The following is a 17,498-nucleotide window of genomic DNA, read 5'->3' as shown; positions in this document are numbered from 1 at the left end:
GGAATGTTTCACGTGAAACGGTGCTCACGAGCGGGTGATCACCGTGTGACGATCACGTCCCTCACCCTGCGATTCGGATGTGAAGCCGCGCTCGGACACGAGGTCATGGACGAGCTTCCGCTCATAGCTCGACATCGGGGGGAGAGCGGCATCCGCCGCGCCCTCTTCGATCCGCGCAACCGCCGCGTCGACGAGCTGGGCGAGTTCGGCCTGACGGGCATCACGCGATCCTCCGATGTCGAGGATCAGGCGTGAGAAGGAACCGTTGTTGTTCTGCACGACAAGACGGACGAGCTCCTGCAGGGCGCCGACGACCTCGGGCTTCGCGAGGACACTCAGGTCATCCTGCTCGTCCGATGTCACGGAGATATACGCCCGACCGTTGCGTACATCGATCTCGAGATCTCCGTCGAGATCGCAGATGTCGAGGAACTCCTCGATGTAGTCCGCGGCGATCTCGCCCTCTTCTTCGAGCTGCTCCACCGTGGGGTTGTCCCGCCGGGGCTGATCCGTGGCGTCTCGATCCAAAACGTCCGACATCGTTCTACTTTCCGCTCGTTGCGGGGCCGGATTCCGGGGCCCCGGGTCGCTTGGCCTGGCCGCTCTTCTTGGCGCGGTTCTTGCCCACGGGCTGCTGGCGCTGCGTCGGCTTCTTCTCCTGAATGACGACCGTGCCGGCACCGTCCGTGGTGTCCTTCACCTCGAGCTTGCCCTTTCGAGCGAGGCGCGCCTCGCGCTCCTTGGCCGCTTCGGTGCCAGGCATCGGCATGTTCCGGATGATGATGAACTGCTGGATCATCGTCCAGATGTTGCTGGTGAGCCAGTAGAACATGACACCCAGCGGGAATGCGAAGCCGGAGAACAGGAAGACGAAGGGGAGCAAGTACAGCAGGATGCGCTGCTGACGGAACATGGGGGAGGCCTTGGTCTCCTCCGAGATGTTCTTCGAAACGATCTGTAGCTGCGTGATGAACTGCGACGACGTCATGAGAACGACCATGACTGCGGCGATCACCATGACACCGACTTCACCCTCACCCATCGCGGTGGAGAAGCTCATGTGGAGAGGGGCCCCGAAGAGGCTCGCGCTGCCGAACTGCTGGGCGAGCTCCTCGTTGAGCGGACCCACACCGGTCTTGGAGTGCTGAGCGTCGTTGAGTACCGAGAAGAGCGCGAAGAAGATCGGCATCTGCACGAGCAACGGGAGGCAGGACCCCAGGGGGTTCGTGCCGGCGTTCTTGTAGACCGCCATGGTCTCGCGGCTCATCGCCTCGCGAGACAGCTGGTCGCGCTTGCCCCGGTACTTGTCCTGGATCTTCTTCAGCTGGGGAGCCACCTCCAGCATCTTCCGCTGGTTCTTGATCTGCTTCACGAAGAGCGGGATCAGGAGAGCGCGCACCACGAGGACGAGGCCCACGATGGACAGCACCCAGGTGAGACCGGCCTCCGGGTCGAGGCCCGCAAGCGAGAGCAGCGAGTGCCACCCGGTGAGCAGGAGCTCGACCACCCATTTGAGGGGCCAGAGAATGATAGACAACGGATCCATGTTTTGATCAGCCCTTTCGGTGGCTGGAGGGAAGAACGAAACCGGGTTGCGTCACGACGTACCGGAAGGAGCGCTTGACGCGGATCTCATCGAATCCGCCCTCGGCCCACGGATGGCACCGCAGCAGACGGCGGGCGCCGAAGAAGGTGCCGATCGTGAGCCCGTGCATCTGGATGGACTGCAGGGTGTATGAGGAGCACGACGGGTAGTACCGGCAGACGTCCCCGTACAGAGGAGACACCACACGTCGGTAGACGATGAGGAGCGCGATCGCCAGATTGCGCGGCAGGAGGAGCAGCGCGTCGACGATGATGCGGAGAACGTGGCCGACCATCGCCCATGACGGTCGGGACTGCACGTGCACCGTGGCGGTCATCGCGACCTCACCGGCGTGGCGATGGCCCGGTCGACCTCGGCGGCCAACTCCGCGTACGTCGCGGTGGCGGCTCGGGGAAGTGCACGAATCACGATGTTCGTCCCCTCGTTGGTCCCGGTCAGAGCGGAGAATGAGGCCGCCTTGAGTCGACGCCTCACCGTGTTGCGCACGACGGCGTTTCCGACCGTCTTCGCGACGATGAACCCGAATCGTGGCTGACCACCATTCGGGTTCATCGAGATGTAGCTCACCGTGTTCCCAGCGACGACGCGCCGACCTCGTCGGACGACCGCACGATAATCAGCACCCGTCACGATGCGATTCACTTTCGCAAGCATCGTCGAGCGCCGAAGACCGGGAACCGGAACGCGATTACGCGGAGAGTTCGGTGCGACCCTTGCGACGACGCGCCGCGAGGATCGAGCGGCCCGCACGGGTGCGCATACGCAGACGGAAGCCGTGCACCTTGGCGCGGCGGCGGTTGTTCGGCTGGAACGTTCTCTTGCTCATGGCTTCTCTCCTGGTGGATGATCCGCATGCCGCGGGTACGTGCGGCAGGGAAAGCTCGGTGCCCGAGGGCAGGCGTCAACTGATTAAAACTACGGCTTCTCGGCGCGTCGGTCAAACCGGGTCGGTCGCCGGCGCGGTATGCACAGGACTTCGACAGCCCCTGGCTCGACCGTGGTCACGCCACGTAGGGTGTGTTTTGCCTCATTCCCCGGTTCTGGTTACCGTGTTCAGGCAGTTATCCACAGGCCTCGACGCCGGCGCGGGGACCCTCGCGACGATGACGATTCCATTCTCGGCGGGTGTTCGACGCCTGAACGACTCATCTTCTATACGACCGGCATATCCAGAACGTGCCGACGACCCTCGGGGGCATCACATGGCGGACGACCAGCACGACATCGCACAGCGCTGGCAGCGGGTCCTCGACATCCTGTCGACGGACGATCGCATCACCGCACCGCTCCACGGATTCTTGGGGCTCGTCGTTCCCAAGGGCGTCATGGGCGGCACCTTCTATCTCGAGGTCCCGAACGACTTCACGGCCGGTCAGCTCAACCAGCGCATGAGGGCGGCGATCCTCGCGGCCCTCTCTGCGACGGAGCACGAGCACGGCGCCCACACCTTCGCCGTGGTCGTGAACCCGGAGATCATCGACAGCGAGCTCGAGCCGCCGTTCGAGCCGTCGACCCCCGCACCAGCGCCGGCCGCGAATGAGCAACCGACGGCCGTACCCGGGGCGTACACGGAACAGACCGCGACCATCACGCCGATCACCGACCAGGTGCTGCCCGCCCGACAGAACGACACCCGCCTCAACGCCAAGTACTCGTTCGACAGTTTCGTCATCGGCCAGTCCAACCGGTTCGCCCACGCCGCGGCCGTCGCGGTCGCCGAGGCGCCGGCCAAGGCCTACAACCCGCTTTTCGTCTACGGCGAGTCCGGCCTCGGAAAGACCCACCTCCTCCACGCGATCGGCCACTACGCGATGTCGCTCTACCCCGGCATCCGGGTGCGGTACGTCTCGAGCGAGGAGTTCACCAACGACTTCATCAACTCGATCGCCAACAACCGCGGCGCCGCGTTCCAGGCCCGGTACCGCGACATCGATATCCTCCTCATCGACGACATCCAGTTCCTGCAGAACAAGGCGGAGACGCAGGAGGCGTTCTTCCACACGTTCAACACGCTCCACGACCACAACAAGCAGGTGGTCATCACGAGCGACCTGCCGCCGAAGCACCTCACGGGCTTCGAGGACCGCATGCGGTCGCGCTTCGAGTGGGGCCTCATCACCGATGTGCAGACCCCCGACCTCGAGACGCGCATCGCGATCCTCCGGAAGAAGACGCAGAGCGAACGCCTCCAGATCCCCGACGAAGTGCTCGAGTTCATCGCGTCGAAGGTCTCCTCGAACATTCGGGAACTCGAAGGCACGCTCATCCGCGTGACGGCGTTCGCGAGCCTCAACCGCACCCCCGTCGACATGGCTCTCGTCCAGACGGTGCTGAAGGACCTCATCACCCTCGACGACGACAACGTCATCTCGCCCGTCGACATCATCAACACCACGGCCGCCTACTTCAAGCTCTCCGTCGAGGACCTCTACGGATCGAGCCGGTCGCAGGCCGTGGCCATCGCGCGGCAGATCGCCATGTACCTCTGTCGCGAGCTCACCAACCTCTCCCTCCCGAAGATCGGTCAGCTCTTCGGCAATCGTGATCACACGACCGTCATGTACGCCAACAAGAAGATCTCCGACCTCATGCAGGAACGACGCTCCATCTACAACCAGGTCACCGAGCTCACGAGCCGCATCAAGCAGGGCAACCGCTAGGCGCCCTGTCCGATCGGCCAGCCGCTCGCGCAGGGTGACGAGGCCGCCGTTCTTCCATACGACGCGCTCGTCGACGTCGTCCTCCAGACCACACGGTCGCCGAGCGAGTCGACGCCTGTCGCGGTAGACCATGGTCGGGACCTTTCGACACGCTCGGGGACCGATCGAAGGCCTTCGCGAGTCGCTCCAGCTCGCGGGACCGGCTCAGCCGACGGACTTCGCAACCGTTAGGGGATGTCGATCCGAGCCCGTGCGCCCCTCGACGCGCCGTCTCACGACGTCTCGAGCCGCGTCGACACTCGAATTCGATCGACATCGCCTCGACGACGAATCGCCCGGGATCGGCCGACGATGTGCGCCCCCTGGTGCGCGTGTTGACAGCGGTGGGTCGGATGGCCACAATACGACTCTGCACAGTGTGGATAACCTGTGGAAACTCACCCGTTAAAGGTCGGGCTTAATGTTGAAACTCGAGCCCAGCTTGTGAACAACAGGTTTTCCTCCTCGGGATCCCGCCGATGTCTCGCCGCTGAATCCCACATCGACCGCACAACTCACACGGTTGTAGTTCCCTACGGCGGATTGGGCTCAACCGAGTTATCCACAGTCTCCACAGGCGTTAAGACCGTTAAGAGTTAATTAATCTCATCCTCGATCCGCCAACCTTCTGATCGGCTCGGACCCGACGCCTCGGGGGTCGGCACGACGTGGTCGTGGCCCGCGGTCCCTCTGCGGATAGCATGGTCCTGTTCAGTGCCCTTCAGGACAGAGGTGACAAGTGCGGTTCAGCGTCAATCGAGATGTGTTCAGCGAAGCTGTGTCCTTTGCAGTCAAGCTCCTCCCTCAGAGGACCACACTTCCGATCCTCAGCGGTGTCCTCGTCGAGTCCTCCGCCGACGGCCTCACCCTCTCGAGCTTCGACTACGAGGTCTCCGCCCAGACCACGATCGCCGCCGAGATCGCTGAAGAGGGGTCGATCCTCGTCTCCGGGCGGCTGCTCGCAGACATCGCGTCCCGCCTCCCCAACGCTCCGGTGGAGTTCAGCACCGAGGACAACCGCATCTCGGTCTCCTGCGGTTCCGCGAACTTCACGCTTCTCTCGATGCCGGTCGAGGAGTACCCGACCATCCCGCAGGTGAGCGGCGAGCAGGGTCTCGTCCCCGCCGAGGAGTTCGCCACCGCGATCGCCCAGGTCGCGCTCGCCGCATCGCGTGACGATGTGACCCCCGTGATCACCGGCGTGCAGCTCGAGGTCACCGGCACGAAGATCAGCCTCGTAGCGACCGACCGCTACCGCGTCGCGGTCCGCGAGATCGAGTGGGACGGCGGCGACGACGCGGCCCCCACACTCAGCGCACTCGTTCCCGCCCGCACCCTGCAGGAGGTCGGCAAGACCTTCGGCCACAGCGGAACCATCCGCGTGTCGTTCACGAGCAAGGACGACCGCGAGATCATCGCGTTCTCGGCCGACAACAAGACCGTCACGTCGTTGCTCATCAAGGGGTCCTTCCCGCCCGTGCGGCGCTTGTTCCCCGAGCAGGTCGACAACCACGCGGTGATCAACACGGCCGAGCTCATCGAATCGGTCCGTCGCGTCTCTCTCGTGCTCGAGCGCGAGGCCGCCTTGCGATTCAGCTTCTCGATCGACGGTCTCACGATGGAGGCGATCGGTTCGGAGCACGCACAGGCGTCCGAAGCCATCGATGCGCTCCTCACCGGCGAGGACATCGTGCTCTCGCTCAAGCCGTCCTTCCTGATCGACGGCCTCAACGCCGTGCGCAGCGAATTCGTCCGCTTCTCCTTCACCAAATCGGAGAACACCAACAAGCCCGGTCCCATGCTGATCACGAGCCAGTCCTCGAAGGATCAGCCGGGGGCCGACAGCTTCAAGTACCTGCTGCAGCCGAACCTGTTGCTGCGCTGAGAGGAACACATTCGTCATGAGCGATCTGCACATCGGACTCATCGGTCTCGGCCGGATGGGCGGCAACATGCGCACACGACTGCGCGCCGCCGGCATCGAGGTCACCGGATACGACCGTGACCCCGACGTCACCGACGTCGCCTCCGTCGAGGAACTCGTCGCCGCGCTTCCCGCTCCGCGGACCGTGTGGGTCATGGTCCCCGCCGGCCCCATCACCGATTCCGTCGTCACGGAGCTCGGCGGGTTGCTCGACGCCGGCGACCTCATCATCGACGGTGGCAACACCCGCTTCTCGGACGACGTCCGTCGGGCCACGTCCCTCGCCGCCTCCGGTATCGACTACATGGACGTCGGTGTCTCCGGCGGCGTGTGGGGCGTCGACAACGGCTACGGCCTCATGGTCGGCGGTCCGGACGAGCAGGTCGCTCGCGTGATGCCGGTCTTCGACGCGCTGCGTCCCGAGGGTCCCCGCGAAGAGGGCTTCGTCCACGTCGGTCCCGTCGGTGCCGGCCACTACGCCAAGATGGTGCACAACGGCATCGAGTACGCGCTCATGCAGGCCTACGCCGAGGGCTACGAACTGCTCGAGAAGCGCGACGACCTGATCAAGGACGTGCCCGGCACCTTCAAGGCCTGGCAGCGCGGCACGGTCGTCCGGTCCTGGCTCCTCGAACTCCTCGTCCGTGCGCTCGAGCAGGACCCGGAGCTCGGCGACATCGACGGCTACGTCGAGGACTCGGGTGAGGGTCGTTGGACCATCGAGGAAGCGATCGACAACGCGGTTCCGGTGCCCACGATCTCCGCTTCCATCTTCGCCCGCTTCGTCTCTCGCCAGGAGGACTCGCCGGCCATGAAGGCCGTCGCCGCCCTGCGCAACCAGTTCGGTGGACATGCCGTCAAGAAGGCCGACGACTGATCCGTTGATCATGCGGCCTCGTCCAACGCTCAGGCGACTCGCGGCGGCGTCCATCGCCGCGGTACTCGCGATGGGTCTCGCGGGGTGCGGCGACGTGAACGCGGGTACCGGCGCGATCGAGAAGCTCGAGGCCGTTGTCGGACGGTGGGACGAGACCGTCGGCGTCGATTCGGCCGGCCACAACGACCTCCCCTGGGCGGGGACGGCCGAAGCGACGGTCATCGTCGAGGAGGACACCGAGCCCGCACGGGTCGCCGAGATGGCTGGTGAACTCGCGGACTTCCTCGACGACTCCGAGGGCGGCACGGCCAGATGGATGTTCCTCGATCTCCAGATCGGTGAATTCCGGATGGGCGTCTCGACCGACGGCGATCGGCGATCAGGTCGCCTCGACCTCCTGGATGCGGTGCGTTCGGACGAGCGTGTGGAGGGCGGTTTCGTCGTCTCCGCGGACGAGACCCTCGCTCGGGTCGACGACGATTCCGTCGCCACCGACGATGCCGCCGTGTCGCTCCCCGCGGAGGGCGCGGAGCGCAGTCTGCGCATCCTGGTCGCGAACGACGTCCCCCTCGACGAGGCGTTCTCGTTCGCACGGACGGCGGCGGTGCAGGCACCGGAACTCGACGACCTGGCCGTCGTCGCGCAACACGTCGACGGGCGATCGGCCGTGACCGACTCCGAGGGAACCGCCGGGGGGACATCGCGATCCGCGCCGCCGACGGCGAGCCTCGGCTTCGCGGCCGCGATAGCGGCAGCCTCCGACGTGATGTCCGTCGTGGCCACGTCCGACTCGTTGAGCGTGCGGCTGTCTCGTGCCGCCGACGTCGACGCGGTGCGCGCCACGTTCGAGCGGCAGGCGGTGGGCGTGGGCATCGGTCTCGAGGTGGCCGGCGGGATCGTGACCGACGACGGCACCGCGGACTCCGCCGCGATCGCCGTGGCCGGCGCGCTCGACGGCGCCGCCGGTGTCACGTCGGTGTTCGTATCGCGATCATCGATCGAGGTCGTCGTGGAGGAGATGGCGACCGTGCCCTCCGCTGTCGGGATCCTGAGCGGGGAGCCGGAGGTGTCCGCCCTCGAGGACATCACGATCAGGACGTCGCCCTACTCCGATCGCCGAGTGTCGATGACGACCGGCCCCGACGGAGTCGCCGCGCTCGGCGAGCTCGCCGACGCCGCTGGCGATGAGCCGACGATCACTCTGCTCGGTTCCGACCCGTCCGGCGTCCGCATCGAGGTCGACGACACCTCGGTGGAATCGCTCACGTCCCTCTTCTCCGCGATCCGGCCCGTGCTCGACGACGGGAGCGTCTTCTCGATCCGCGGCGACGACGTCGACGGCGCCCAGTACGCCCAGAACTTCACGGTGGCCGACGACATCGTCATCGACGTACCCGAGGGCTCGACCGCCGGTACCGCGGACTTCGCCGTGCGGGTACGAGCGGCGTGGGCGGCCTCCGCCTGATCCACGCGCCGAGGGCGTAGCCTGGCGGAATCGTGGACATCAGCGCACTCCGACATTTCCTGGCCGTCGCGGCCGAAGGCCACTATTCGCGAGCCGCCAATCGCGAACACGTCTCCCGCGCCACGATCGAGGCGTCGATCGCCTCGCTCGAGGCCGAGATCGGGCGGGCGATCGTCGAGGAGCACGAGGACGGCGTGTCCGTGACGGAGGAGGGACAGATCTTCCTCGAGGAGGCCGCCGCGCGCGTCTCGAACGCACCGGCGGAGCCCGTCAACCGTGGCGGGAAGGCCAAGGCCTCCAAGGGCAAGGGCCGCGCTCCCGTGGTGAAGGGCGAACCGAAACCCTTCAAGAAGCGTCAGGGTCGCTGACCGACTCGACCGTCTCGCGAGCCGGTGAAGGGCGAAACATGTATTCGGGACCCTTCGAGAAGCGTCAGGGTCGCTGACCGACTCGACCGTCTCGCGAGCCGGTGAAGGGCGAAAGATGTATCCGGGACCGTTCGAGAAGCGTCAGGGTCGCTGAAGGTCGAGCCTCGGCGGTACCCGGGAACTCGGGTGATGTCGCCCCCGGCGGCTATCGTGGCACGGTGATCGTTAAGCATCTGAGCCTCGGGGACTACCGCAATTACGCGGCAGCCGACGTGCCGATGCAGCCGGGTGCCAACCTCTTCGTGGGGCGCAACGGTCAGGGCAAGACGAACCTCGTCGAATCGCTCGGGTATCTCTCGACGCTCGGGTCCCACCGGGTCTCGAGCGATCAGGCGCTCATCCGCGCGGGCGCCGATTCCGCGGTGATCCGGGCGCGACTGGAGCACGACGGTCGCGAGCTCCTCGCGGAGGTTCAGATCAACCGGTCGTCGGCGAATCGTGCGCAGATCAACCGGTCGCAGATCAAACCGCGCGAATTGCCGCGGTACTTCTCGAGCGTGCTCTTCGCTCCCGAGGACCTCGGCATCGTGCGGGGGGACCCGTCGGCCCGTCGGCGGTTCATCGATCAACTCATCGTCCTGCGATCACCGCGGATGTCCGGGGTGCTCGCGGACTACGACCGAGTCTTGCGGCAGCGGAACACGCTCCTCAAATCGGCGCGATCGACGGGTCTGAAGGAATCGCAGCTCACGACGCTCGAGATCTGGGACGACAAGCTCGTGACGCTCGGGAGCGAGATCATCGTCGTCCGCGGCGCACTCGTGGCCGCCCTCGGGGCCCCCGTGGCCGCGGCCTACTCGGCAGTGGTCGGCGACGACCACCGCCCGACCCTCTCTCCTGTCCTCTCGGTGTCCGGATCCGACGCCGAGGAGCCCGAGTCGGGAGTGCGTGGCGAACAGGAGGCCCGGGCGGACGCCGTCGTGCCGACGACCGCCGCCCAGGCCGCCGACGCGTTCCGCACCGCGCTCGCCGCACGCCGCCGCGCGGAGCTGGACCGCGGGATCACGCTCGTCGGCCCTCACCGCGACGACGTGGCCTTCGGCCTGAACGGACTGCCCGTGAAGGGCTACGCGAGCCACGGCGAGTCGTGGTCCTTCGCCCTCGCGCTCAAGCTCGGCGCGGCGGAACTGCTGCGCGCGGAGTCCTCGCTCGGCGATCCGGTCCTCATCCTCGACGACGTCTTCGCCGAGCTCGACCAGGGACGGCGTCGTCGTCTCGCCGAGGCGATCGCCGGATTCGAGCAGGTGCTCATCACGGCCGCCGTGCTCGACGACGTCCCCGAGACCCTCACGGCGCACACCGTGCACATCCACGCCGGCGAGGTCGTCGATGGCTGACCAGGTGGCGGGATCCGGCGCGGACGAGGACGCCGAGCTGTCGGAGGCCTCCCGCGTCTACCTCCGGTTCCGGGAGATCTTCACGGGAACCCGGTCGAGACCGCCCGGCTCGCGCCGGTCGCGCGACGCCGACGAGAGCGTGCCCTTCGGCTTCGGTCGCGACCCCAAGGGACTCGGCGACGTGGTGGGCGCACTCACCGCGAGCCTCGGGTGGGACTCCCCGCTCGCCCAGTCGGAGCTCATGGACCGCTGGGCGGAGCTCGCCGGGGAGGAGACCGCGAAACACTCGTCCCCCGTGGGCATCGAGGACGGATTGCTCACGGTCCAGTGCGCGTCGACGGCGTGGGCCACCCAGTTGCGGCTCATGCGCACGGAGATCATGTCGCACATCGCGACGAGGTTTCCCGACGCGGGCATCTCGAACATCCGGTTTCTGGGGCCAGACGTCCCTTCCTGGAAAAGGGGTCCCAGATCGGTTCAGGGGCGGGGCGTGCGCGATACCTACGGTTAGCCGGACAAATACGGTCAACAGAGCAGAAAAAACCGCGCAGACGGGCGAATGGCGCTCGCGAGAGGGCCGTCTCTTGGTAGAATGGTGGCGCAATCCACCCCACGGTTTGGAGTCCAATTCCATATGTCATCGGAACCGAGCAACACCACTGACGGCAACGACTACGGCGCAAGTCAGATCCAGGTTCTCGAGGGCCTCGAAGCAGTCCGCAAGCGACCCGGTATGTACATCGGGTCCACCGGACCGCGCGGTCTCCACCACCTCGTATACGAGATCGTGGACAACTCCGTCGATGAGGCGCTCGCCGGTTACTGCGACAAGATCTCGGTGACCATCCTCGAGTCGGGCGGCGTCCGCGTCGTCGACAACGGTCGCGGGATCCCCGTCGACATCCACCCGGTGGAGAAGAAGTCGACCGTCGAGGTCGTCCTCACCATCCTCCACGCCGGTGGAAAGTTCGGCGGCGGCGGATACGCGGTCTCCGGAGGTCTGCACGGCGTCGGTTCGTCCGTCGTGAACGCGCTCTCGAGCAAGCTCGAGGTCGAGGTGCGTCGCCAGGGTGCGGTGTACACGCAGCGGTACCACAACGGCGTTCCCGAGGCCCCACTGGCAAAGGGCGGCGAATCGGACGTGACCGGGACCACGATCACCTTCTGGCCGAACAACGAGATCTTCGAGTCGGTCGAATTCGACTACGAGACGCTCCGCACGCGCTTCCAGCAGATGGCCTTCCTCAACAAGGGACTGCGCATCGAGCTCACCGACGAGCGCACCTCGCGGGGCGAGATCCAGGACGTCGCCGGCGAGATCGACGAGGCGGCGCACGAGAAGGGCCGAGAAGACGTCTTCCTCTACGAGCGCGGGCTCGTCGACTACGTCGAGTACCTCAACACGGCCAAGCGCGCCGACATCGTCGGCGGCGAGATCATCTCGTTCGAGTCGGAGGACACCGAGCGCAAGATCGCGCTCGAGGTCGCGATGCAGTGGACCACGGCGTACACCGAGAGCGTGCACACCTACGCGAACACCATCAACACCCACGAGGGCGGAACGCACGAGGAGGGGTTCCGAGCGGCGCTCACCCTGCTCGTGAACAAGTACGCGAAGGCGAACAACATCCTCAAGGAGAAGGACGACAACCTCTCCGGGGAGGATGTCCGCGAGGGCCTCACGGCCGTCGTCTCCATCAAGCTCGGCGAACCGCAGTTCGAGGGCCAGACGAAGACCAAGCTCGGCAACACCGAGGCGAAGTCGTTTGTGCAGAAGGTCGTCGGCGATCAGCTCGGTGACTGGTTCGAGCGCAATCCGGTGCAGGCCAAGGAGATCATCCGGAAGTCGATCCAGGCGGCGACCGTGCGCATGGCTGCGCGCAAGGCGCGCGAGACGGCCCGTCGCAAGGGACTCCTCGAGGGCGGGGGCATGCCCGGCAAGCTCAAGGACTGCCAGTCGAAGGATCCCTCGATCTCCGAGATCTTCATCGTGGAGGGCGACTCGGCCGGCGGTTCCGCCACCCAGGGCCGCAACCCGATGACCCAGGCGATCCTGCCGCTGCGCGGCAAGATCCTCAACGTGGAGAAGGCTCGACTCGACCGCGCCATGGGCAACGCCGAGGTCCAGGCCATGATCACGGCGTTCGGCGCCGGCATCGGCGAGGACTTCAACACCGACAAGGCGCGGTACCACAAGATCGTGCTCATGGCCGATGCCGACGTGGACGGGCAGCACATCACGACGCTGCTCCTCACGCTCATCTTCCGGTACATGCGGCCGCTCATCGACCTCGGCTACGTGTACCTCGCGCAGCCGCCGCTCTACCGCATCAAGTGGTCGAATGCTCCCCACGACTACGTGTTCAGCGACATCGAGCGCGACGCCGTGATGGCCGACGGTCTCAAGAACGGTCGTCGCATCCCGAAGGACAACGGGATCCAGCGCTACAAGGGTCTCGGCGAGATGGACTACAAGGAGCTGTGGGAGACCACGATGAACCCGGACACGCGCACGCTCCTCCAGGTGACGCTCGACGACGCGGCCGCGGCCGACGAGATCTTCTCGACCCTCATGGGAGAGGACGTCGAGAGCCGTCGCTCCTTCATCCAGAAGAACGCGAAGGACGTCCGCTTCCTCGACATCTAGCGAGGCACCGTACGACGACGATCCACGGTCACTGAGCCCCGCGAAGTGACGACGACGGCAGGAACAAAGGCACATGGCAGACGAAGACATCACCCCGGACGAGACCTCGACCGAGGCGGTCGGGCCGCACGGCAAGATCGACCAGGTCGACCTCCAGCTGGAGATGCAGCGCTCGTACCTCGACTACGCCATGAGCGTCATCGTCGGTCGCGCCCTCCCCGAGGTGCGCGACGGATTGAAGCCCGTGCACCGCCGTGTGATCTACGCGATGTACGACGGCGGCTACCGTCCGGACAAGGCGTTCTCGAAGTGCGCGCGTGTGGTCGGCGACGTGATGGGTCAGTTCCACCCCCACGGCGACACGGCCATCTACGACGCGCTCGTCCGACTCGTGCAGCCGTGGAGCCTGCGTTACCCGCTCGCGCTCGGCCAGGGCAACTTCGGCTCGCCCGGCAACGACGGCGCGGCCGCCCCCCGTTACACCGAGACGAAGATGGCCCCCCTCGCGCTCGAGATGGTGCGCGACATCGACGAGGACACCGTCGACTTCGGCGACAACTACGACGGTCGAACGCAAGAGCCGCTCGTCCTCCCCGCGCGGTTCCCGAACCTCCTCGTCAACGGTTCCGTCGGCATCGCCGTGGGAATGGCCACGAACATCCCGCCCCACAACCTGCGCGAGGTATCGGAGGGTGCCCTGTGGCACCTCGCCCACCCCGAGGCGTCTCGCGAGGAGCTCCTCGAGGCGCTCATGCAGCGCATCAAGGGCCCGGACTTCCCCACCGGTGCGCAGATCCTCGGCACCAAGGGCATCCAGGACGCCTACCTGACCGGCCGTGGCTCGATCACGATGCGTGCCGTCGTGAGCGTCGAGGAGATCCAGGGCCGCACGTCGCTCGTCATCACGGAGCTGCCGTACCAGGTCAACCCCGACAACCTCGCCATCAAGATCGCCGACCTCGTCAAGGACGGCAAGATCGGCGGCATCGCCGACATCAACGACGAGACGTCGGGTCGTACGGGTCAGCGCCTCGTCATCACGCTCAAGCGCGACGCGGTCGCGAAGGTCGTGCTCAACAACCTCTACAAGCACACGCAGCTGCAGGAGAACTTCGGCGCGAACATGCTCGCGATCGTCGACGGCGTTCCGCGCACGCTCGCGCTCGACGGTTTCATCTCGGCGTGGGTCGCGCACCAGATCGAGGTCATCGTCCGGCGCACGGAGTTCCGCCTCAAGAAGGCGGAAGCGGACGCGCACATCCAGCGCGGCTACGTGCTCGCGCTCGACGCCCTCGACGAGGTCATCGCACTCATCCGGCGCTCCCCCGACGTGGAGGAGGCCCGCACCGGCCTCATGGAGCTGCTCGGTGTCGACCAGCTCCAGGCCGACGCCATCCTCGCGATGCAGTTGCGCCGCCTCGCCGCACTCGAGCGCCAGAAGATCATCGATCGTCTCGCCGAGCTCGAGATCGAGATCGCCGGATTCAAGGCGATCCTCGCGAGCCCCGAGATGCAGCGCACGATCGTGTCCGACGAGCTCACCGAGATCGTCGACCGGTTCGGCGACGACCGCCGCACGGAGATCATGTTCGGCTTCGACGGTGACATGTCGATGGAGGACCTGATCCCCGAGGAGGAGATGGTCGTCACCGTCACCCGCGGTGGATACATCAAGCGCACGCGCAGCGACAACTACCGCCAGCAGCACCGCGGCGGCAAGGGCGTCAAGGGTGCGCAGCTGCGCGCCGACGACGTCGTCGACCACTTCTTCGTGACGACCACGCACCACTGGTTGCTCTTCTTCACCGACAAGGGCCGCGTGTACCGCGCGAAGGCCTACGAGGTGCAGGAGGCCGGCCGCGACGCGAAGGGTCAGCACGTCGCGAACCTGCTCGCGCTGCAGCCGGACGAGCAGATCGCGCAGATCCTCGACATCCGCGACTACGAGACGTCGCGCTACCTCGTGCTCGCCACGCGCAACGGTCTCACGAAGAAGACGATGCTCACGGAGTACGACACGAACCGTTCCGGAGGCATCATCGCGATCAACCTGCGCGAGGGCGACGAGCTCGTCTCGGCGCTGCTCGTGGAGGAGGACAGCGACATGCTGCTCGTCTCCCGCCACGGCATGTCGATCCGTTTCACCGCGAACGACGACACGCTGCGACCCATGGGCCGTTCGACGTCCGGCGTCATCGGGATGCACTTCCGCGGCGATGACGAGCTGCTCTCGGCGTCGGTCCTCCCGCCCGAGGGCACGGCCGCCTCGGTGTTCGTGGTGACCGAGGGTGGTTTCGCGAAGCGCACCGCGGTCGACCAGTACCGGCTCCAGGGTCGCGGCGGAATCGGCATCAAGGTCGCGAAGCTGAGCGAGGATCGCGGAAACCTCGCGGGCGCGCTCATCGCCGGTGACGACGATGAGGTGCTCGTGGTTCTTGCCAGTGGCAAGGTGGTACGCTCTGCGGTGGCCGAAGTCCCTCTCAAGGGACGTGACACGATGGGCGTGGTGTTCGCCCGTTTCGCGGACGACGACCGCATCATCGCGCTTGCAAAGAACAGCGACCGCAATCTCGCCGTCGAGGTGGCCGCGGACTCGGAAGAGGCCGTGATCACCGAGAGCGCCGAGACCACCGTCGCCGACAAGGAAGAGCAGGAATGAGTACCGTCGCAGACAAACTCGCGAAGAAGTCGGCTAAGAAGCCGTCGAGCAAGCAGGTCCGACTGAAGCTCGTCTACGTCGACTTCTGGTCGGCCGTGAAGCTCTCCTTCCTCCTCGCCATCGCCGTCGCGATCATCACGATCGTGGCCGCGTTCCTCATCTACACGGTCATCGACCGCACGGGTGTGCTCGATAGCATCAACGGTCTCTACCAGGCCGTCGCCGGCGAGGGAGACGACCTCACCGCCCTCTTCGGGCTCAACCGCATCATGGGCTTCGCTCTCGTGGCCGCTGTGCTCAACCTGATCGTCGTGACGGCGCTCGGCGCCCTGAGCGCGGCGCTCTACAACCTGAGCGTGAAGATCACCGGCGGCGTGCTCGTCGGCTTCACCAACAACTGACACTCGACGTCGGTTCGTGGGCCGATTGGGATTAGCCGAACAATTCAGGTAATCTCTACTTCGGTCCACCCACGGGGATATAGCTCAGGCGGTTAGAGCGCTTCGCTGATAACGAAGAGGTCCGAGGTTCAAGTCCTCGTATCCCCACTCCGTTCATGAGAGTCAAAACCACTGCGGTCAACTGATTCGCGGCGGTTCTGTTTTCGGAACGCGGGGCCTTAGCTCAGTTGGTAGAGCGCCTGCTTTGCAAGCAGGATGTCGGGAGTTCGATTCTCCCAGGCTCCACTCTGTTAGCCGACCAGTTGCCGCGGCGCGATTGGCGCACGTCGTTCTCCTCAGCATTCACTGGGACGATACATCGGTGGATCTCCTCCTCAAGGCGGTTGTCTGCGCGTGGCTTCCGTGGTCGACTGAATGCGGAGGCCTGATTCCATGAGTGAACCGACCGCACCACCTGAACGAAGCGCACCCCCCGTCGGCAGTGTCGTACGCCTATGGCACGGCTGGGTCGAGACCGTGCACCGGTCCGAGTACATCGAGTACATGGACCGCGCCGGCATGTCCGGCTACCGCGAGACGCCCGGCAATCTCGGCGCGTACATCATGTCGCGCGACCACGAGGACGGGCGCTCGACGATCGTCACCGTGTCCTACTGGGAGTCGTTCGACGCGATCCGCGCCTTCGCCGGCGACGAGATCGATCGCGCGCGCTTCGAACCCGAGGAGGAACAGTACCTCGTGGACCGCGAGTGGATCGTGACCCACTTCACCGTCGGCGCCTGAGTACCACAATCCTTTCGATAGCACGGCGGACGTGGGTGCTCTCGAAGGATTATGGTGCCGGCGTGGCGGTGAGCAGCGAGCGCGCGGTGTCGCGCGCGAGCTCGAACGGGCGTGAGAACGTCTCCATGCCGACGGTCACGATTGCGCCCTCGTAGAGCAGCATCAGCAGACGCGCCAGGCTCTCGGGATCCGGCGCGCCCGCCTCGAGGCAGAGGTCGGCGAACGTCTCGAGCAGCCAGGTCTTCTGACGTGCCACCTCAGGGAACACCGGGTGGCCGTCGTGCCCGTCCCCGATCTCGGCGCGCGCGTTGATGGCGCTGCATCCTTTCGAACTGTTCTCGAACGACCACGCGATCGCCGCATCGAAGACGGCGAGCACCCGATCCACGCCGGGCTCCGGGTGAGCGGTGAGGTGCGTGGCGAGGTTCTCCCGCCACCGGGCGTCGCGGTGCTGCAGGTACGACACGACGAGTTGCTCCTTCGAGCCGAACCGGTCGTAGAGGGTCTTCTTCGTGACGCCCGCGGCCTCGGCGATGGTGTCGACACCGACGGCGTGGATGCCGCGCTCGTAGAACAGCGCCGATGCGGCGTCGAGGACGCGTCGCGCGGCCGGAGTGAGATCGGGGAGAACGGGAGTCGGCGAGGGCATGACAAAAGTATACCGTTCTGTAT

At 65.9% G+C, this 17,498-nt stretch carries 17 protein-coding genes and 2 tRNA genes; 13 read left to right on the top strand and 6 right to left on the bottom strand.

Translation table 11 applies throughout. The annotated features are described in order from the left end of the window. Positions 1-24: 24 nt before the first annotated feature. From ELQ94_RS13745 to rpmH, 5 genes are read right to left on the bottom strand one after another with little or no spacing between them, the layout of a single operon-like run. The gene (locus ELQ94_RS13745; protein ID WP_127050939.1) at positions 25-540 is read right to left on the bottom strand and encodes a Jag family protein; all 516 of its coding nucleotides are present in this window, start codon (positions 538-540) and stop codon (positions 25-27) included. A 4-nt stretch (positions 541-544) separates the two neighbouring features. Continuing rightward, positions 545-1,546, bottom strand: a complete 1,002-nt coding sequence (yidC, locus tag ELQ94_RS13740) for a membrane protein insertase YidC (protein WP_127050938.1) — start codon at positions 1,544-1,546, stop codon at positions 545-547. 7 nt (positions 1,547-1,553) lie between these two features. Further along, positions 1,554-1,922, bottom strand: a complete 369-nt coding sequence (yidD, locus tag ELQ94_RS13735; protein WP_243697037.1) for a membrane protein insertion efficiency factor YidD — start codon at positions 1,920-1,922, stop codon at positions 1,554-1,556. Continuing rightward, positions 1,919-2,260: a ribonuclease P protein component gene (rnpA, locus tag ELQ94_RS13730; protein ID WP_127050937.1), complete on the bottom strand. Its 342-nt coding sequence runs from the start codon at positions 2,258-2,260 to the stop codon at positions 1,919-1,921. The genes yidD and rnpA overlap by 4 nt, the downstream gene beginning before the upstream one ends. A 34-nt stretch (positions 2,261-2,294) precedes the next feature. Next, positions 2,295-2,432 carry a 50S ribosomal protein L34 gene (gene rpmH / locus ELQ94_RS13725; RefSeq protein ID WP_055823896.1) on the bottom strand — a complete coding sequence of 46 codons (138 nt, stop codon included), beginning with the start codon at positions 2,430-2,432 and terminating at the stop codon, positions 2,295-2,297. Between the two features lie 376 nt (positions 2,433-2,808). On the opposite strand from rpmH, the gene dnaA reads away from it, so the two are divergent. The 13 genes from dnaA to ELQ94_RS13660 all read left to right on the top strand — a co-directional run bounded on the left by dnaA (position 2,809) and on the right by ELQ94_RS13660 (position 16,826). Then, positions 2,809-4,266 carry a chromosomal replication initiator protein DnaA gene (gene dnaA / locus ELQ94_RS13720; protein ID WP_127050936.1) on the top strand — a complete coding sequence of 486 codons (1,458 nt, stop codon included), beginning with the start codon at positions 2,809-2,811 and terminating at the stop codon, positions 4,264-4,266. A 778-nt stretch (positions 4,267-5,044) separates the two neighbouring features. Further along, positions 5,045-6,190 (top strand): DNA polymerase III subunit beta, encoded by a 1,146-nt coding sequence (gene dnaN, locus ELQ94_RS13715; RefSeq protein WP_127050935.1) that lies wholly within the window; start codon positions 5,045-5,047, stop codon positions 6,188-6,190. A 25-nt stretch (positions 6,191-6,215) separates the two neighbouring features. After that, positions 6,216-7,106 (top strand): phosphogluconate dehydrogenase (NAD(+)-dependent, decarboxylating), encoded by an 891-nt coding sequence (gene gnd / locus ELQ94_RS13710; protein WP_127051183.1) that lies wholly within the window; start codon positions 6,216-6,218, stop codon positions 7,104-7,106. Positions 7,107-7,116: 10 nt separating this feature from the next. Continuing rightward, positions 7,117-8,571 carry a hypothetical protein gene (locus tag ELQ94_RS13705; RefSeq protein WP_127050934.1) on the top strand — a complete coding sequence of 485 codons (1,455 nt, stop codon included), beginning with the start codon at positions 7,117-7,119 and terminating at the stop codon, positions 8,569-8,571. A 32-nt stretch (positions 8,572-8,603) separates the two neighbouring features. Beyond that, positions 8,604-8,939 carry a LysR family transcriptional regulator gene (locus ELQ94_RS13700; protein ID WP_127050933.1) on the top strand — a complete coding sequence of 112 codons (336 nt, stop codon included), beginning with the start codon at positions 8,604-8,606 and terminating at the stop codon, positions 8,937-8,939. A gap of 218 nt (positions 8,940-9,157) precedes the next feature. Further along, positions 9,158-10,336, top strand: coding sequence for a DNA replication/repair protein RecF (gene recF, locus ELQ94_RS13695; protein ID WP_127050932.1), 1,179 nt, complete (start codon positions 9,158-9,160; stop codon positions 10,334-10,336). After that, positions 10,329-10,847 carry a DciA family protein gene (locus tag ELQ94_RS13690; protein WP_127050931.1) on the top strand — a complete coding sequence of 173 codons (519 nt, stop codon included), beginning with the start codon at positions 10,329-10,331 and terminating at the stop codon, positions 10,845-10,847. The genes recF and ELQ94_RS13690 overlap by 8 nt, the downstream gene beginning before the upstream one ends. 123 nt (positions 10,848-10,970) lie before the next feature. Next, positions 10,971-12,983, top strand: a complete 2,013-nt coding sequence (gene gyrB, locus ELQ94_RS13685) for a DNA topoisomerase (ATP-hydrolyzing) subunit B (protein ID WP_127050930.1) — start codon at positions 10,971-10,973, stop codon at positions 12,981-12,983. A 73-nt stretch (positions 12,984-13,056) separates the two neighbouring features. Then, complete coding sequence (gyrA, locus tag ELQ94_RS13680; RefSeq protein ID WP_127050929.1) at positions 13,057-15,642, top strand: DNA gyrase subunit A; 2,586 nt, start codon at positions 13,057-13,059, stop codon at positions 15,640-15,642. After that, positions 15,639-16,043 carry a DUF3566 domain-containing protein gene (locus tag ELQ94_RS13675; RefSeq protein ID WP_127050928.1) on the top strand — a complete coding sequence of 135 codons (405 nt, stop codon included), beginning with the start codon at positions 15,639-15,641 and terminating at the stop codon, positions 16,041-16,043. Before gyrA ends, ELQ94_RS13675 begins: the two co-directional genes overlap by 4 nt. Positions 16,044-16,116: 73 nt before the next feature. Beyond that, positions 16,117-16,190, top strand: a tRNA-Ile gene (locus ELQ94_RS13670). Between the two features lie 65 nt (positions 16,191-16,255). After that, positions 16,256-16,328, top strand: a tRNA-Ala gene (locus tag ELQ94_RS13665). Between the two features lie 147 nt (positions 16,329-16,475). Beyond that, positions 16,476-16,826, top strand: coding sequence for a DUF4188 domain-containing protein (locus tag ELQ94_RS13660; RefSeq protein ID WP_243697035.1), 351 nt, complete (start codon positions 16,476-16,478; stop codon positions 16,824-16,826). 49 nt (positions 16,827-16,875) lie between these two features. Here ELQ94_RS13660 and ELQ94_RS13655 read toward each other — a convergent pair whose 3' ends face one another. Continuing rightward, positions 16,876-17,475 (bottom strand): TetR/AcrR family transcriptional regulator, encoded by a 600-nt coding sequence (locus ELQ94_RS13655; protein ID WP_127050927.1) that lies wholly within the window; start codon positions 17,473-17,475, stop codon positions 16,876-16,878. Positions 17,476-17,498: the final 23 nt, after the last annotated feature.

It is taken from the genome of Labedella endophytica, assembly GCF_003990045.1.
Taxonomy (GTDB): Bacteria; Actinomycetota; Actinomycetes; order Actinomycetales; family Microbacteriaceae; genus Labedella; species Labedella endophytica.
Note: the sequence above shows the minus strand (reverse complement) of the source record. Positions and strands in the feature narration are given on the sequence as shown.

Coding starts and splice junctions, on each gene's coding strand:
- ELQ94_RS13745 (WP_127050939.1), bottom strand. CDS start 540: ATGTCGGACGTTTTGGATCGAGACGCCACGGATCAGCCCCGGCGGGAC.
- yidC (WP_127050938.1), bottom strand. CDS start 1,546: ATGGATCCGTTGTCTATCATTCTCTGGCCCCTCAAATGGGTGGTCGAG.
- yidD (WP_243697037.1), bottom strand. CDS start 1,922: ATGACCGCCACGGTGCACGTGCAGTCCCGACCGTCATGGGCGATGGTC.
- rnpA (WP_127050937.1), bottom strand. CDS start 2,260: ATGCTTGCGAAAGTGAATCGCATCGTGACGGGTGCTGATTATCGTGCG.
- rpmH (WP_055823896.1), bottom strand. CDS start 2,432: ATGAGCAAGAGAACGTTCCAGCCGAACAACCGCCGCCGCGCCAAGGTG.
- dnaA (WP_127050936.1), top strand. CDS start 2,809: ATGGCGGACGACCAGCACGACATCGCACAGCGCTGGCAGCGGGTCCTC.
- ELQ94_RS13705 (WP_127050934.1), top strand. CDS start 7,117: ATGCGGCCTCGTCCAACGCTCAGGCGACTCGCGGCGGCGTCCATCGCC.
- ELQ94_RS13690 (WP_127050931.1), top strand. CDS start 10,329: ATGGCTGACCAGGTGGCGGGATCCGGCGCGGACGAGGACGCCGAGCTG.
- gyrB (WP_127050930.1), top strand. CDS start 10,971: ATGTCATCGGAACCGAGCAACACCACTGACGGCAACGACTACGGCGCA.
- gyrA (WP_127050929.1), top strand. CDS start 13,057: ATGGCAGACGAAGACATCACCCCGGACGAGACCTCGACCGAGGCGGTC.
- ELQ94_RS13675 (WP_127050928.1), top strand. CDS start 15,639: ATGAGTACCGTCGCAGACAAACTCGCGAAGAAGTCGGCTAAGAAGCCG.
- ELQ94_RS13660 (WP_243697035.1), top strand. CDS start 16,476: ATGAGTGAACCGACCGCACCACCTGAACGAAGCGCACCCCCCGTCGGC.
- ELQ94_RS13655 (WP_127050927.1), bottom strand. CDS start 17,475: ATGCCCTCGCCGACTCCCGTTCTCCCCGATCTCACTCCGGCCGCGCGA.